The organism is Paraburkholderia sp. BR14374 (assembly GCF_040948685.1).
Classification (GTDB): domain Bacteria; phylum Pseudomonadota; class Gammaproteobacteria; order Burkholderiales; family Burkholderiaceae; genus Paraburkholderia; species Paraburkholderia youngii.
The window spans coordinates 59,354-74,414 of the sequence record NZ_JBFPKF010000005.1; the positions used below are offsets into that span (position 1 = coordinate 59,354).

16 protein-coding genes are annotated in these 15,061 nt (G+C 66.1%); 6 read left to right on the top strand and 10 right to left on the bottom strand.

Annotated elements, in window-relative coordinates; genetic code table 11:
• Window positions 1–61: 61 nt before the first annotated feature.
• Both AB3X86_RS13370 and AB3X86_RS13375 read left to right on the top strand, forming a co-directional pair.
• Window positions 62–379, top strand: a complete 318-nt coding sequence (locus AB3X86_RS13370; RefSeq protein WP_176380933.1) for a hypothetical protein — start codon at window positions 62–64, stop codon at window positions 377–379.
• A 29-nt stretch (window positions 380–408) separates the two neighbouring features.
• The gene (locus tag AB3X86_RS13375; RefSeq protein ID WP_368596670.1) at window positions 409–1,023 is read left to right on the top strand and encodes a histone H1-like DNA-binding protein; all 615 of its coding nucleotides are present in this window, start codon (window positions 409–411) and stop codon (window positions 1,021–1,023) included.
• A 233-nt stretch (window positions 1,024–1,256) separates the two neighbouring features.
• Here the strand turns inward: AB3X86_RS13375 and AB3X86_RS13380 are convergent, their stop codons facing one another.
• From AB3X86_RS13380 to AB3X86_RS13425, 10 genes are all read right to left on the bottom strand, one after another.
• Window positions 1,257–1,733, bottom strand: coding sequence for a glycine zipper 2TM domain-containing protein (locus tag AB3X86_RS13380; protein WP_176105013.1), 477 nt, complete (start codon window positions 1,731–1,733; stop codon window positions 1,257–1,259).
• Between the two features lie 25 nt (window positions 1,734–1,758).
• On the bottom strand, window positions 1,759–2,697 hold the full coding sequence (locus tag AB3X86_RS13385) for a carbohydrate kinase family protein (RefSeq protein ID WP_368596359.1): 939 nt from the start codon (window positions 2,695–2,697) through the stop codon (window positions 1,759–1,761).
• A gap of 100 nt (window positions 2,698–2,797) precedes the next feature.
• On the bottom strand, window positions 2,798–3,298 hold the full coding sequence (gene tpx / locus AB3X86_RS13390; protein WP_368596360.1) for a thiol peroxidase: 501 nt from the start codon (window positions 3,296–3,298) through the stop codon (window positions 2,798–2,800).
• A gap of 72 nt (window positions 3,299–3,370) precedes the next feature.
• Complete coding sequence (locus tag AB3X86_RS13395; protein WP_368596361.1) at window positions 3,371–4,759, bottom strand: zinc-ribbon and DUF3426 domain-containing protein; 1,389 nt, start codon at window positions 4,757–4,759, stop codon at window positions 3,371–3,373.
• 47 nt (window positions 4,760–4,806) lie between these two features.
• On the bottom strand, window positions 4,807–5,709 hold the full coding sequence (gene prmA, locus AB3X86_RS13400) for a 50S ribosomal protein L11 methyltransferase (RefSeq protein WP_368592445.1): 903 nt from the start codon (window positions 5,707–5,709) through the stop codon (window positions 4,807–4,809).
• 3 nt (window positions 5,710–5,712) lie between these two features.
• The gene (gene accC / locus AB3X86_RS13405) at window positions 5,713–7,077 is read right to left on the bottom strand and encodes an acetyl-CoA carboxylase biotin carboxylase subunit (protein ID WP_013090569.1); all 1,365 of its coding nucleotides are present in this window, start codon (window positions 7,075–7,077) and stop codon (window positions 5,713–5,715) included.
• 116 nt (window positions 7,078–7,193) lie between these two features.
• Entirely contained in the window at window positions 7,194–7,661 is a 468-nt protein-coding gene (gene accB / locus AB3X86_RS13410; RefSeq protein WP_176121879.1) for an acetyl-CoA carboxylase biotin carboxyl carrier protein, read from the bottom strand.
• A 78-nt stretch (window positions 7,662–7,739) separates the two neighbouring features.
• Window positions 7,740–8,195, bottom strand: a complete 456-nt coding sequence (aroQ, locus tag AB3X86_RS13415) for a type II 3-dehydroquinate dehydratase (protein WP_176365578.1) — start codon at window positions 8,193–8,195, stop codon at window positions 7,740–7,742.
• A 208-nt stretch (window positions 8,196–8,403) separates the two neighbouring features.
• Window positions 8,404–8,964 (bottom strand): TlpA disulfide reductase family protein, encoded by a 561-nt coding sequence (locus AB3X86_RS13420; RefSeq protein ID WP_176105020.1) that lies wholly within the window; start codon window positions 8,962–8,964, stop codon window positions 8,404–8,406.
• Window positions 8,965–8,983: 19 nt separating this feature from the next.
• Window positions 8,984–9,634 carry a UDP-N-acetylmuramate--alanine ligase gene (locus tag AB3X86_RS13425; RefSeq protein ID WP_368596362.1) on the bottom strand — a complete coding sequence of 217 codons (651 nt, stop codon included), beginning with the start codon at window positions 9,632–9,634 and terminating at the stop codon, window positions 8,984–8,986.
• 187 nt (window positions 9,635–9,821) lie between these two features.
• Between AB3X86_RS13425 and mpl the strand changes: the two genes are divergently transcribed.
• The 4 genes from mpl to aroE all read left to right on the top strand — a co-directional run bounded on the left by mpl (window position 9,822) and on the right by aroE (window position 15,047).
• A complete protein-coding gene (gene mpl / locus AB3X86_RS13430) occupies window positions 9,822–11,216 on the top strand; it encodes a UDP-N-acetylmuramate:L-alanyl-gamma-D-glutamyl-meso-diaminopimelate ligase (RefSeq protein ID WP_176105023.1) in 1,395 nt (464 codons plus the stop codon).
• Window positions 11,213–11,827: a YqiA/YcfP family alpha/beta fold hydrolase gene (locus tag AB3X86_RS13435; RefSeq protein WP_368596363.1), complete on the top strand. Its 615-nt coding sequence runs from the start codon at window positions 11,213–11,215 to the stop codon at window positions 11,825–11,827. The genes mpl and AB3X86_RS13435 overlap by 4 nt, the downstream gene beginning before the upstream one ends.
• A 215-nt stretch (window positions 11,828–12,042) precedes the next feature.
• Window positions 12,043–14,187: a ribonuclease catalytic domain-containing protein gene (locus AB3X86_RS13440; RefSeq protein WP_368596364.1), complete on the top strand. Its 2,145-nt coding sequence runs from the start codon at window positions 12,043–12,045 to the stop codon at window positions 14,185–14,187.
• The gene (gene aroE, locus AB3X86_RS13445; protein ID WP_368596365.1) at window positions 14,184–15,047 is read left to right on the top strand and encodes a shikimate dehydrogenase; all 864 of its coding nucleotides are present in this window, start codon (window positions 14,184–14,186) and stop codon (window positions 15,045–15,047) included. Before AB3X86_RS13440 ends, aroE begins: the two co-directional genes overlap by 4 nt.
• The last annotated feature ends 14 nt before the right edge of the window (window positions 15,048–15,061 follow it).

A 15,061-nucleotide genomic window follows, 5' to 3' on the forward strand; every position in this document is an offset into this window, starting at 1 on the left:
CATTGATGGGGATGCCGCCGCCTGTGGCCGCGGCGCCCCGGGTTAGGAGCAGAACGGCCTGATGCAAAGCGTGCCCGGTGCCTTGACGGCCCACAAACATGACAGGCACTTTGCGGACCCTTCAGTGGGATGGGCAAACTTCCCCCCGGAAAAAGCCGCTGGCGTCGTTGCCGGCGGCCCGATCAAGCAATTGCCGGCGTCGCCTCGCGACGCCGACCAGATTTGGCGCGCGGTGCCTTGGGGCACGGCGCGCCTTACCGCATTCATTAGCGTAAGCGCGTTGCACCTGCGTACGCCGATGAATAGCCCGCTTCGTAGCGCGCGCCCTGAGAAGCGTCCGCGGGAAGCGGGTTTTGACGAAGGGTGTAGTTTGAACTGACCTCATCTGAAAACCTGAAGGAGAAAATGATGGCAACTGCAAAGAAAGCCGCGGCCAAGAAGACCGCAGCAAAGAAGACCGCAGCCAAGAAGGCTGCTCCGGCTAAGAAGGCTGCTCCGGCCAAGAAGGTCGCCGCGAAGAAGGTCGCAGTGAAGAAGGTCGCAGCGAAGAAGGTCGCGGCAAAGAAGGCAGCACCGGCGAAGAAAGCCGCAGTGAAGAAGGTCGCGGCGAAGAAGGTCGCAGCCAAGAAGGTCGCGGCGAAGAAGGCAGCACCGGCGAAGAAAGCCGCGGTGAAGAAGGTCGCAGCAAAGAAGGTCGCAGCGAAGAAGGCGGCACCGGCGAAGAAGGCCGCAGCGAAGAAGGCAGCACCGGCGAAGAAGGCCGCGGCGAAGAAGACCGCTGCCAAGAAGGCCGCGCCTGCGAAAAAGGCTGCAGCCAAGAAAGCTGCACCTGCCAAGAAGGCTGCCGCGAAGAAGGCCGCTGCGCCTGCGAAGAAGGCTGCACCTGCGAAGAAGGCTGTCGCCAAGAAGGCCGCGCCTGCTCCCGCTGCTGCGCCTGCTGTCTCGAGCGCACCGGCGGCGACGGTGAAGACCGCGCTGAACCCGGCAGCGGCATGGCCGTTCCCGACGGGCAGCCGTCCGTAAGCGGTAGCTGTAGCAGTACGTCGACACATCGCACGATGTGTCGGATGACCGGGTCGTGCTCGAGCTGTTGCGAGCGCCACCCGGTCAATGTCCCGTTACCGGTGTGCCGGTGGCGGGTTTTTTTTTGCCGTCACCCGAAAGAAAAACACGCATGGACCCGTGAGGGCTCATGCGTGTGATGTCGTCGTCGCGACGCTGAACTACGCGCGGCCGCGCGGGAGGGGGAACTGCGCTTAGTGCGTGACGCGCGTGACGCCGCCGCTCGACAGCAGCCTCACGCGATCGCCGGCGCGGAAGATTTCGCCGGTGGCAGTTTGGGTGATGGCGCGCATGTCGCCGTTGTCGAGCCGCACGGTGATTTCAATGCCGTCGCGCATCGCCACACGGTTTTCGATCGCATTGCCCGCGACCGCACCGCCGATGCCGCCGACGATACCCGTCGCGACCTGGCCACGTCCGCCGCCGAACGCAGTGCCAGCGAGCGCGCCGAGCGCAGCGCCGCCGAGTGCGCCGATGCCGATCGGCTGACCTTCGTTCGTGCTGATGCGCACCGCGCGTACGCTCTCCACCGTGGCCATGCGAACCGTCTGTTCGCGCTGCGCCTGCGAAGCGGTGAAAACGTCGGGAGAGCTGCTGTTGACCGCACATCCCGACATGGCCAGCGAACCGGCGATCACGGTGGCGACGATCAGGCGACTCGAGGTTCTCATTCCCAAACTCCCATAGCACGCGATATCAGTGCAGGTCGTATCCGAAGGCCTGCTTGAACCGCTCGTTGATTTCCGCCCGGCTGGGCGCGTAGTTTTGCGGGCCTTGATGCTCGATCTTCAGTGCGCCCATCAGGCTGGCGAGACGGCCGGTGGTGGCCCAACCGAGGCCCTTCTCGATACCGTAGAGCAAGCCGCCGCGAAACGCGTCGCCGCAACCGGTGGGATCGAGCACCTGCCTGGCCGTGACCGCCGGAATCTCCTCGATACCGCCGCCGTGATGGATCTGAGCACCCTTCTCGCCGAGCGTGATGATCAGCGCATCGACCTTGCTGGCGATCTGCTCGATCGACCAGCCGGTCTTGTTGCTCACCAGCGCGGCTTCGTAATCGTTGACCGCGACATAGGTAGCAAGTTCAATGACGCGCCGCAGCGTCTCGCTGTCGAACAGCGGCAAGCCTTGGCCCGGATCGAAGATGAACGGCACGCCTGCGGCGGCCAGCTGCTCGGAGTGTTGAACCATGCCGTCATAGCCGTCCGGCGCAACGATGCCGAGCGTCAGGCCCTTCACCTCGTCGGCGCGGTTCTGATGCGACTGCATCATCGCGCCCGGATGGAACGCGGTGATCTGGTTGTTCTCGAGGTCGGTCGTGATCATCGCCTGCGCCGAGTAGGTGTCGGGTACGACGAGCACGTTTTCCGTCGACAGGCCGAGCTCTGCGAGCCGGTCGAGATAGAGCTGCGCGTCGACGGCGCCGATCGCGCCCATGATGCGCGCGTCGCCGCCGAGCAGATTCAGCGCATACGCAATGTTGCCCGCGCAGCCGCCGAACTCGCGACGCATGGTCGGCACGAGAAAGCTTACATTCAGGATGTGGACCTGCTCCGGCAGGATGTGCTCCCGAAAGCGGCCTTCGAAGGTCATGATGTTGTCGTACGCGAGCGAGCCGCAGATGAGCGTAGCCAAGGCGAGCGTTCCTGTATGAAAACGGTGGGATGGGAAGACAGACGCGCCGCGCCGACGGCGCCGCGCGAGGCGCGGCGCCGTCGTTCGCGCGCGAGAGGGCTTACTTCAGCGCGGCGAGCGCTGCGTCGTAGTTCGGCTCGTTCTTGATCTCGCCGACCAGCTCGGCGTGCAGAACCTTGTCGTTCTCGTCGAGCACGACGACCGCGCGCGCGGTCAGGCCGGTCAGCGGACCGCTCGTCACGTCGACGCCGTACGCCTGCGCGAACTCGTGGCCGCGGAACGTCGACGCGGTCACCACGTTCTCGATGCCCTCGGTCGTGCAGAAGCGCGACGCCGCGAACGGCAGGTCGCCCGACACCACGATCACGGCCGTGTTGCTGAGCTTCGCGGCGGCTTCGTTGAATTTGCGCGTCGACGTCGCGCAGGTCGGCGTGTCGAGACTCGGGACGATGTTGAGCACCTTGCGCTTGCCGGCGAAGTCGGCGAGCGTCAGCGGCTTCAGGTCGCGGCCGACCAGCGAGAACGGGGCGGCCTGCTGGCCGACCGACGGGAACGTGCCGCTTACTTCGATCGGGTTGCCACCCAGCGTGACTTGACTCATGTGTTGTGCTCCGAAAAGGGCGTCAGTGACGACAATGATGCGCCCGCTCGGGAGCGGGCGCGCGAGGGTGCGTTACGGATAAAAAATCTGTACGCGAAAATTGGAGGCGATCGCGGTGCCGGTGTCGAGGTGCACGATCATCGTCTGCGTCGCATGCGCGGGCAGGCCGGCCGCGATCACGGTGCCGGGTGGCACGTAATCCTGCGGCCATAGCACGCGTCGCACGGCGACGTTGTTCTGATCGTCGAGCAGCGTGAGTTCGATCGCGGGATAGGCGAGCGCGATGTTCAGGCGGTTGTGCAGCGGCATCTTCAGCTCGAGCTTGTGCGGGCCGTCGATCTGCCGCAGATCGGAGGGCTCGACCAGCAAGCCTTCGATGTCGTGCGGCGGCGTCAGCTGACAGCCGAGATGCGCGCAGGCCTGCGCATACAGGATCTGCGAGCGCGGCACGTTGACCATGATGGTCTCGCGCTGCCACCACGCGAGTTGCGCGAGCAGCGCAATGACGAGCAGCGCGGCGAGCACCACGCCGGCGACGATCCAGCCGACGCGCCCGGCGTCCACCGGGCGGGTTTCGCGCATGACCGGGAACGGATCGTCGCCAGCGCTGATCGGCGGATTGACCGAGAACGGCTCGCCGCTCGATGGGGTGGGCGCCGGACCTCCCGGCGGGCGCGGGCCGCCGGGGCCGCCGGCGCCAGAAGCGCCTGCGGCCGCGCTCGCGCCGAAGCCGGCCGCGCCGAAGCCGGCCGCACCTAAGCCGGCCGCACCGAAATGCGGTTCGTTGTCGCGCATGTCATGCAGGCCTGCTGGCTCGCGCCGCGCGGGTTCGTCGAGCGTGGACGGTTCGGGGCGTTCGACCTTGCGCCAGACGCGCGGCGCTTCGTCTTCGACTCGCGGTGGGGCAGCAGGTGCAGTGGGCGGGGCGACAGGCGGTTCATCGACCGTGTCGTCGGCGGGATAGGCGAACGGTTCGAGCGGCGCGTCGGCCAGCGTCGGCTCATCGTCCGCGGGTAGCGGCGCCGAGAAAGCGCCAGCGCGCAGTTCAGGTTCGGTGGCCTGGCGCGGCGTGCCCGACTTGACGGTTGCGTGCTCGGTGCCGCCAAGCGGCAGCGGCGCGAGCGGCACGCTGCTCGCGTGGTCGCGCAAACGGGAGTCGAGCGTGCTGCGTGAAATGCTGGTGGAGTCCCGTTCCGGAGCCGATGCTCCCGGGGCCCATGCGTCACGACCAAAGTCCGGACCTGGTTGCCGCACTCCCGACAGCGCTTCGATCGCCGCCGCGGCGGCAACCGGTTTGGCCGTGGAAAAATCGCCGCCTTCCGAGACGTCGAACAGACTGCTCGACGCGTCGAAGACTTCCTGACAATGCCCGCACCGCACGAGGCCGCGGCGCTGAGCAAGCTGCGCCGGTTGCAGACGGAAAACAGTTTCGCAGAAGGGGCAACGCGTCGCCAGGTGCATATCGAGCCGTTGAGCCAGAGGCCGTTAGGTTGACAATACGCCTTATTCTAATTGCTTTCGCGGCGCGTTCCGGCGAGGCACACCCAACCTTCATGTTCGCGCCACACGCTGATATCGATCCAGCGAGCGTAGACCTGCGCGACTTCGTCGGCCTGGCGCGCAAGGATGCCCGACAGCGCGATGCGACCGCCCGGCTTCACTTTCGACGACAGCATCGACGCCATCAGCTTCAGCGGATTCGACAGAATGTTCGCGACCACCACGTCGAATTCGCCGGCCGGGCAGGCATCGGGCAGGCCATAGGTGACTTCGGCGTGATTGCGCTCGCTATTGTGACGCGCCGATTCGACCGCCTGCGGATCGATGTCGATGCCGATCACCGGATCGGCGCCGCACTTCTTCGCGAGAATCGCAAGAATGCCGGAGCCGCAGCCGTAGTCGAGCACGGACTGGCCGGGCTTGATCGACTGCTCGATCCACTCCATGCACAGACGCGTGGTGGGGTGGCTGCCGGTGCCGAACGCGAGGCCAGGATCGAGTTCGAGCACGAGCGCGTCGGGGTCCGGCGCATCGTGCCACGACGGCACGACCCAGATGCGCTCGCCGATCTGGATCGGATCGAACTGCGACTGCGTGAGCCGCACCCAGTCCTGCTCCTCGACCTCGCGCACGGTATAGGCCGGCGCGGAATCGAGTCCGATTTCGTTGGCCGCGGCGGTCAGCAGCACGGCCGGATCGTGCTCCGGCGCGAGCAGCGCAATCACGCGCGAATGCTGCCACGCCGTGCGATCCGGCGTGAGACCGGGCTCGCCGAACAGCGGCTGCTCGTCGGGCGTGTCGGCGTCGGCATCTTCAACCGACACGGACAGCGCGCCCAGCTCGAGCAGCGCGTCGGACAACTCCTCCGCGTGCTCGCGCGCCAGTTCGGCGACCAGTTCCCGATAGCTCATGACTTACGCTTCTTCCGCGACCTGCTGACGCGCGGCCAGCCGGTTTTCGAGGTAGTGGATGCTAGTGCCGCCTTCGACGAACTTCGCGTCGAGCATCAGCTCGCGGTGCAGCGGGATGTTGGTCTGAATGCCTTCGACCACCATTTCCGACAACGCGATGCGCATCCGGCTGATCGCCTGTTCGCGCGTGGCGCCGTAAGCGATCAGTTTGCCGATCATCGAATCATAGTTCGGCGGCACGAAATAACCATTGTAGGCGTGCGAATCGACGCGGATGCCGGGACCGCCCGGCATATGCCACGACGTCAGGCGTCCCGGCGACGGCGTGAACTTGAACGGATCTTCGGCGTTGATCCGGCATTCGATCGCATGGCCGCGGAACTGGATGTCGCGCTGACGGAACGCGAGCTTCTCGCCGGCCGCGATGCGGATCTGTTCCTGCACGATGTCGACACCTGTGATCAGTTCGGTCACCGGATGCTCGACCTGCACGCGCGTATTCATCTCGATGAAGTAGAACTCGCCGTTTTCGTACAGGAACTCGAAGGTGCCCGCGCCGAGATAGCCCATTTTCTTGCACGCATCCGCGCAACGATCGCCGATGCGGTCGATCAGACGGCGCGCGATGCCCGGCGCCGGCGCTTCCTCGATCACCTTCTGGTGACGGCGTTGCATCGAGCAGTCGCGCTCGCCGAGCCACACGGCGTTCTTGAACGAGTCGGCCAGCACCTGGATTTCGATGTGCCGCGGGTTCTCGAGGAATTTCTCCATGTAGACCTGCGGGTTGCCGAACGCGCGGCCGGCTTCCTCGCGGGTCATGTTGACCGCGTTGACGAGCGCCGCTTCCGTGTGGACCACGCGCATGCCGCGGCCGCCGCCGCCGCCCGCCGCCTTGATGATGACCGGGTAGCCGATCTGGCGGGCAATCTTCACGATCTCCTTCGGATCGTCCGGCAGCGCGCCTTCCGAACCAGGCACGCAAGGCACGCCGGTCTTGATCATGGTCTGTTTGGCGGTGACCTTGTCGCCCATCATGCGGATCGTTTCCGGACGCGGGCCGATGAAGGTGAAGCCGGACTGCTCGACGCGCTCGGCGAAGTCAGCGTTCTCCGACAGGAAGCCGTAGCCGGGGTGGATCGCTTCCGCGTCGGTGACTTCGGCCGCGCTGATCAGCGCGGGCATGTTCAGATAGCTCAGATTCGACGGGGCCGGGCCGATGCAGACCGCCTCGTCGGCGAGCTTCACGTACTTGGCTTCCTTGTCGGCTTCCGAGTAGACGACGACCGTCTTGACGCCGAGTTCACGGCAGGCGCGCTGGATACGAAGCGCGATCTCGCCGCGATTGGCAATGAGGATTTTTTCAAACATAGCGGGTTTTCGACTCATCAATGGGCGCCGGGTCGGTCAAGACGCCGGCTGCCGCAGAGGACCGGTCGCGCGCCTCGGGATGAGCGGCGCGCGGGCGGCGAATGGTGCGTGCCGCGTTAGCCGACCACGAACAGCGGTTGGCCGTACTCGACCGCCTGGCCGTTTTCGACGAGGATTTCCTTGACCACGCCCGACTTGTCCGCCTCGATCTCGTTGAGCAGCTTCATCGCTTCGATGATGCAGATGGTCTGGCCTTCCTTGACCGTGTCGCCGACCTGCACGAACGGATCCGCACCCGGCGACGGCGCGCGGTAGAAGGTGCCGACCATCGGCGAAGTGACGACGTGACCCTGCGGCGCGGCGGCCGCCGGCGTAGCGGGAGCGTTCGCGGCGGCCGGCGCTTCGACCGCTGCCGGCGCGGCTTGCGGGAATTGCGGTGCAGCGTACGAGGCGGACGGTTGGACGTAAACCGGCGGCGCATTCTTGACGATGCGGACCTTGCCTTCGCCCTCGGTCACTTCGAGTTCGGAAATACCGGACTCCGAGACGAGGTCGATCAGAGTTTTGAGTTTACGTAGATCCATCAGGGTGCCCCTTTCAATGCGTAGTGTGCCGGCGCGTGCAAACGTGCAGTAGCCGGCTCAAATTGGACGTGTTTGGATTCAGCCGCGCGACGTGCCGGCGGCGAGCCGGTCGAGCGCGAATTCGAGCGCGTACAGATACCCCTTCCAGCCGAGGCCGCAAATTACGCCCTCTGCCTGGTCGGAGAAATACGAGTGATGCCTGAACGGTTCCCGGCGATGCACGTTCGACAAATGAATCTCGACGAACGGGATGCCAACCCCCGCTAGTGCGTCCCGGATGGCCACGCTGGTGTGCGTGTACGCGGCGGGATTGATCAGGATGAAATCGGTTTGCTCGGTGCGGGCCGCCTGAATGCGGTCGACCAGCGCGCCTTCGTGATTGCTCTGGAACGACGCAAGCTCGACGCCCGCATCGGCTGCACGGTCCGCTAGCGCCTGATCGATCTGCGGCAGGGTCACGCGACCGTAGACCTCGGGTTCCCGAGTACCGAGAAGGTTGAGGTTGGGTCCGTGCAGTACCAGCAGGCGCGTCATGGTCGCTTCTTTTTCCGTGGAATTGCGCGCACTTTAGCGCTGATTAGAGAAACTTGTCTAGTTTCGCGCGCGTACGCGGCGACGGCTGGGGCGGGCCGCTGCACAGCCGTGAGCCGAACTTCACTCAAATTCGGGGATTATCCGCGCATTTTCGCTCGTTCTGCACGCAAGCGGGTGCCAAAAGCGCGGCGTCAGAAATCGGGGAAATTTACAGCGTGTCGAGCGTCTGGCGCAGGGCCGTGGGGTCGATCTGGCCCAATTTTGTCGAGCGGATGTTGCCTTTTGCGTCGATCACGACGGTAAACGGCAAACCTCCCGCATTGTTGCCGAACGCACGCGCGAGGTCGGCGCCGCCGAAGCCGGTCACGTAGATCGGGTACGCGACCTTGACCTTCTGCAGGAAGGTTTGGATATTCTTTTCCGAGTCGACGCCGAGACCGACGAACTGGATGCCTTTCTTCGCGTATTCGCGCTGGATCTGCGACAGCTCAGGCATTTCCTGGACGCACGGGCCACACCACGACGCCCAGAAGTTGACGACGATCGGGTGGCCCTTGAGCATGCTCAGCGACTGCGGCTTGCCGTCGACATTCGTGACCGGCGCGCTCCACAGCTGCTGGACGGGGCTCGCATGGGTGTCAGGCTGTGACCCGCCCTGCGCCGCGTACGCGACGTCGGTACCGCGATTGAGCCAGTGATTGGCCAGCACGCCGCCGCCCGCGGCGACCAGCGCGACGGCCGCGCCCGCCAGCATACGTCTTGTGTTCATTGTGCTCCGTTCTGTCTGGTCAATTGGTGAAGGACGGCACCTGGTCGCCGTCGAGCAGCGCCTGCACCGCCGGCAAATTCGCCCGCGCCGTGCGGCCGCGCGCGTCGGCGCGCACCGCGCCGCGCAGGTCGTCGGTTTCATACAGCGCGACGTGGATGCCGACCGGCTCGGCGTTGCGATGGTCTGCCGGGCGCCACAGAAAGCTCAGCGTCTCCACATAGCCGCGTCCTGCGAAATGGCGCGTTTCCGACACGTCGTACTGGATGTTCGCGTTCAGCATGTAGATCGCGACTTCCTTCGGGTTGTCGCAAAACACCTGCAGATGGACGTCCGAATGCTCGCCGGCCGTGCCGCCGAGCACCGCGCCCGTCAGATACGGATTGAACGGCGCGAGCCGCTCCATCCATTCGACCGCGATCACACGCAGCCGCCGCAAAAGCGCCGGCTGGCTGTCGCCCTGGAACAGCAATTGATATTCGCGGATTTCTTCTTCGATCTGGTCGTTGTCCGGCAGCCATTCGCCGGCGACACGGGTCTCGCCGACGACCTGCCGGGCCGCCTTGCGCTTCGCGCTGGCGTAGTCCAGACCGTCTTCGGCAATCAGGCGCGCAGCCGCGATCGCGATTTCCTCGCGCACGCGTTGCGGATCGAAATGTAATTTGCGGACCATCCCTGCATCATACTAGATCGGGCCTGGCGACGCGGTCGGGCGGCCCGGACGGGGCGGCGCCGGGCGTGGCCCGCAGGGGCGGCGCGCGCCGTGTCGGTTACAATAGGCGTCCTTTGCAGACGGTCGTTCCGGCCGTCCTGCGGCCTCCCATCCCTCGCAAAAAACGCCCCCACGGCAAGACAGGCTTATGCATATCCACATCCTCGGCATCTGCGGCACTTTCATGGGCGGACTCGCGGTGCTCGCGCGCAATGCGGGCCACACGGTGACCGGCTGCGACGCCGGCGTCTACCCGCCGATGAGCACGCAGCTCGAGGCGCAAGGCATCCGCCTGATCGAGGGTTACGACGCGGAACAGCTGAACGGCCTGAACGCTGATTTATTCGTGATCGGCAACGTGGTCACGCGCGGCAACCCGCTGATGGAAGCGATTCTGGACCGCGGCCTGCCGTACGTGTCCGGTCCGCAGTGGCTCGGCGAGCACGTGCTGAACGGCAAATGGGTGCTGGCCGTGGCCGGCACGCACGGCAAGACCACCACGAGCTCGATGCTGACCTGGCTGCTCGAAGACGCAGGGCTGAATCCGGGCTTTCTGATCGGCGGTGTGCCGCTGAATTTCGGCGTGTCGGCGCGGCTCACCGATTCGAGCTTCTTCGTGATCGAAGCCGACGAATACGACACCGCATTCTTCGATAAACGCTCGAAGTTCGTCCATTACCGCCCGAAAACGGCGGTGCTGAACAACCTCGAATTCGATCACGCCGACATCTTCCCCGATCTCGCCGCGATCGAAACCCAGTTCCATCATCTGATCCGCACGGTGCCGCGCTTGGGCCGGGTCGTCACGAACGGCCGCGAGGACGCGCTCGAGCGCGTGTTGACGCGCGGCTGCTGGAGCGAGGTCGAGCGCTTTGGCGTACAGGGTGGCTGGGAGATCCAGCCGGCGGAGCAGGGCGTGCCCGTTGACGAACGCTTTGCCGTCTATCACAACGGCGAGCGCGTCGGCGTGGTCGACTGGCAGGTGCAGGGCGAACATAACCGCATGAACGCGCTCGCCGCTATTGCCGCCGCCCGCCACGTCGGCGTGCCGCCCGCACAGGCCGCGAAATCGCTGTCGAGCTTCCGCAACGTGAAGCGCCGCATGGAAGTGCGCGGCAGCGTCGACGGCGTGACCGTATACGACGACTTCGCGCATCACCCCACCGCGATCGAGACGACGGTGGCCGGGCTGCGTGCGCGCGTCGGCCGCGACAACACGCGAATTCTCGCAGTGCTCGAACCGCGCTCGAACACGATGAAGCTCGGCGTGATGAAAGCGCAACTGCCGGCAAGCCTCGCCGACGCCGACCTCGTGTTCGGCTACGGTGCGCCGAGCGGGCGCGACGCGCTCGGCTGGAACCTCGGCGAAGCGCTCGCGCCGCTCGACGGCAAGGCCCAGGCGTTCGACAACCTCGACGCGCTCGTGAAGGCGGTGGTCCACGCGGCGCGCCCCGGCGATCAGATTCTGGTGATGAGCAATGGCGGCTTCGGCGGCGTGCATCAGAAGCTGCTCGACGGTCTTTCGACGCGAGGCGCGTCGTGATTCTCTATCTGCACGGTTTCCGTTCGTCGCCGAATTCGTTCAAGGCGCGTCTGCTCGCGGCGCGTCTCGCCGAACTGGGCCGCGCCGACGAGTGGTGCTGCCCGATGCTGCCGGTGTCGCCGTTCGAAACCGTGGTGCTCGCCGAATCGCTGGTCGCCGACGCACGCGCGAAGGGCGATGCACGACAGGTGACCGTGATCGGCAGTTCGCTGGGCGGCTACTTCGCCACGCACCTGGCCGAGAAGCACGGCTGGCCGGCCGTGCTGCTGAACCCGGCGGTCGTGCCGCAGCGCGACCTGAGCGCGTATCTCGGCGAGCAGCCGTTGTGGCATGGCGGCGGCAGCATCGTCGTCGAGCCGCATCATCTGGACGAATTGCGCGCGCTCGGCGTCGCGTCGATCACGCGGCCCGAACGCTATTATTTGATGGCAGCCACCGGCGACGAAGTGCTCGACTACCGCGAAATGCTCGCGCGCTATCCGGGCGCGCGCACCACGCTGATCGAGGGCAGTGACCATGCGATCAGCGAGTTCGCGCAGTACCTCGACGACGTGCTGGCCTTCTGCGACGGCGAAGACGTCGAGCCGCCGGCGCCGCGCGCGGCGGCCTGATGGCGTGCCAGGGCGGCGGCACCGATCCCTGCAAGGACATCAGCCGGAAAGACACACCGACCGCCACCGCCGGTCGCAAGATTCAACCCGCTGGCACGCGCAGTGCGCGCCGCGGATTCACTATCACGAACAGGTTGCCGTGCCGCGCATGCAGTGATCGATCGCCACAGGGCGTCGGGCGCGCCGGCAGTTGCAAGTCAGAACGAGAGTATTGAGTGAACGTTTTCTTCGAGGAATCGGGCAGTTTCAAGGCCGGCAGCGTGCTGTCGCGTCAGGGTGACGCGTTTCAGGTCGAGTTGCCGGGCGGCCGGCGCGCGAAGGTGCGCGCGAAGGATGTGCTGATCGAGTTCGAGAAACCCACTGCGGCCGAACTGATGCAGCAGGCCGACACGTTGGCGCAGGAGATCGATCTGGACTTCCTGTGGGAATGCGCGCCGGACGATGAATTCCCGTTCGCGACGCTGGGCGCCGAGTACTTCGGCGCGAGCTTCGGCGCGGTCGAGCGCGCGGCGCTGGTGCTGCGCATGCATGGCTCGCCGGTGTACTTCCGGCGCAAGGGCCGCGGCATGTACCAGCGCGCGCCGCAAGAGCAGCTGAAGATGGCGCTCGCGGGTCTCGAGCGCAAGCGCCAGCAGGCGCTCGTGCAGGCGCAGTACGAAGAAGAGCTGAAGGCAGGCCGTCTACCGGAAGCGTTCGCGGGCGGCAAGGGCCTCGCGCTCCTGACGAAGCCCGACAAGAACACGATCGAGTACAAGGCGCTCGAAAACGCCGCGGCCGCGCGCGGCATCTCGCAGGCGCGGCTGATGCTCGAATGCGGCGCGATCGCGTCGCCGCGCGCGCTGCACGAAGCGAAATTCCTGTCCGAGTACTTCCCGCATGGCACCGGCTTCCCGTCCGTTGCGGCCGCGAACGTGCCCGACGATCTGCCGCAGGCCGACGTCGAAGCGTTCTCGATCGACGACATCACCACGACGGAAATCGACGACGCATTCTCGGTCGAGCATCTGGCCGACGGCCGTGTGCGGATCGGCGTGCACATCGCCGCGCCGGCGCTCGGCATCCAGCGCGGCGACGACGTCGATGCGATCGCGCGTGCGCGTTTGTCGACGGTCTACATGCCCGGCGACAAAATCACGATGCTGCCCGACAGCGTCGTCGACACCTTTACGCTCGCCGAGGGCGGGTATCGGCCGGCGCTGTCGCTGTATGTGATCGTCAATCGCGAGACGCAGGAGATCGTCGCGAGCGAAACGCGCGCCGAGCGCGTGTTCGTGAAGAACAATCTGCGCCACAACACGCTCGACGAAGTCGTCACCGAGGAGGCGCTCGCCGAGGGCACCGGCGAGTATCCGCACAAGGACGATATCGCCGTGCTCTGGCCGTTCGCGCAGGCGCTGTTCGAAAAGCGCCAGACCGCGCGCGCCGGCTACGGCCTGCGTCGCGAAGTGCAGCGCAATACCGATTTCAATTTCTACGTCGACGGCGAGCACGTCACGATCACGCCGCGCCGGCGCGGTTCGCCGCTCGACACGATCGTCGCCGAACTGGCGATTCTCGCAAACTCGTCGTGGGGTGCGTTCCTGCACGATCACGGCGTGCCGGGCATCTATCGCACGCAGCGCGCGTTCGGCGCGCCAAGCGGCCCGAAGCGCACGCGCATGCAGACCAACGCCGCGCCGCACGAAGGGCTCGGGGTCTCGCAATACGCGTGGAGCACGTCGCCGCTGCGCCGCTACGTCGACCTCGTGAACCAGTGGCAGCTGATCGCGTGCGTGCAGCATGGCGTGACCGCCAAGCTCGCCGCGCCGTTCAAGCCGAAGGACGCCGATCTGTTCGCGGTCGTGCAGGGCTTCGACGACACCTACACCGCGTACGCCGACCACCAGCGCCGCATGGAGTACTTCTGGTGTCTGCGCTGGCTCAGGCAGGAAAACCGCAAGCAGGTAGTCGCATCGGTTGTGAAGGGCGATCTCGTGCGTCTAGAGGAAATTCCGCTGCTGCTGCACGTGCCGGGTCTCGGCGTGCATGCGCGCGGCACGCGTTTGCAGCTGGAAGTGATGTCGATCGACGAACTGACGATCGAAGCGTCGGTGCGTCTGCTGCACGTGCTCGATGCGCCGACCGTGACGAGCGGCGCCGAAGCGGAAGAAGGCGAGGACGAGGGCGACGAAGAGTTGCTCGACGCAGCGGACGACAGCGCCGAAAGCGAAGCGGAGGCGCAAGCGGAAGCCGACGGCGGTAATCCGAACGACAACCCGGGCGCCGACGAATCCGCGGCAAGCGGCAACGGCAACGGCAACGGCAACGACGCATCGAACACCGCCGACAACGACCAACACATCACGGAGCCGGGACGATGAACGGCAACCCAACGCGCGATCGCTACGCGGTCATCGGCAACCCGGTCGGGCATAGCAAGTCGCCGTTCATCCACGGCCGCTTCGCCGCGCAAACCGGCGAGCCGATCGAGTACGGTCATCTGCTCGCGCCGGTCGACGCGTTCGTGCCGCACGTGCGCGCGTTCATCGAAGCGGGCGGGCGCGGCCTGAACGTGACGGTGCCGTTCAAGCTCGACGCGCATGCGTTCGCGAACACGCTGTCGCCGCGCGCGGCGGCGGCCGGCGCGGTGAACACGCTGAGGGTCGACGCCGACGGCATCTACGGCGACAACACGGATGGCTTCGGCCTCGTGCGCGACATCGAGGTGAATCTCGGGGTGTCGCTGAAAGGCGCGCGCATCCTGCTGCTCGGCGCGGGCGGGGCCGCGCGCGGTGTCGTGCTGCCGATGCTCGACCGCGCGCCGCATACGCTGACGATCGTCAACCGCACGGCGCAGAAAGCCGAGGCGCTGGTCGATCAGTTCGCGCAGGCAGCCGGCGACGCACGCTGCCGGCTGAACGGCGGCAGCGCCCGCGCGATCGAAGCGGGCCAGTACGACGTGATCGTCAACGCGACCGCGGGCAGCCTCGATGCGTCGCTGCCCGAGTGCGACGACCGCGCGTTCGGCAACGGCACGCTCGCTTACGACATGATGTACAGCGCGCATCCAACTGTCTTCATGCAGCACGCGGCGAAGCTCGGCGCGCGCGGCGCCGACGGTCTCGGCATGCTGGTCGAGCAGGCGGCCGAATCGTTCTATGTGTGGCGCGGTGTGCGCCCCGACGGCGCGCCGGTGCTCGCCGAATTGCGGGCGCTGCTGACGGCGCCGTCGCCCGCATAACGTCAGCGCGCGGA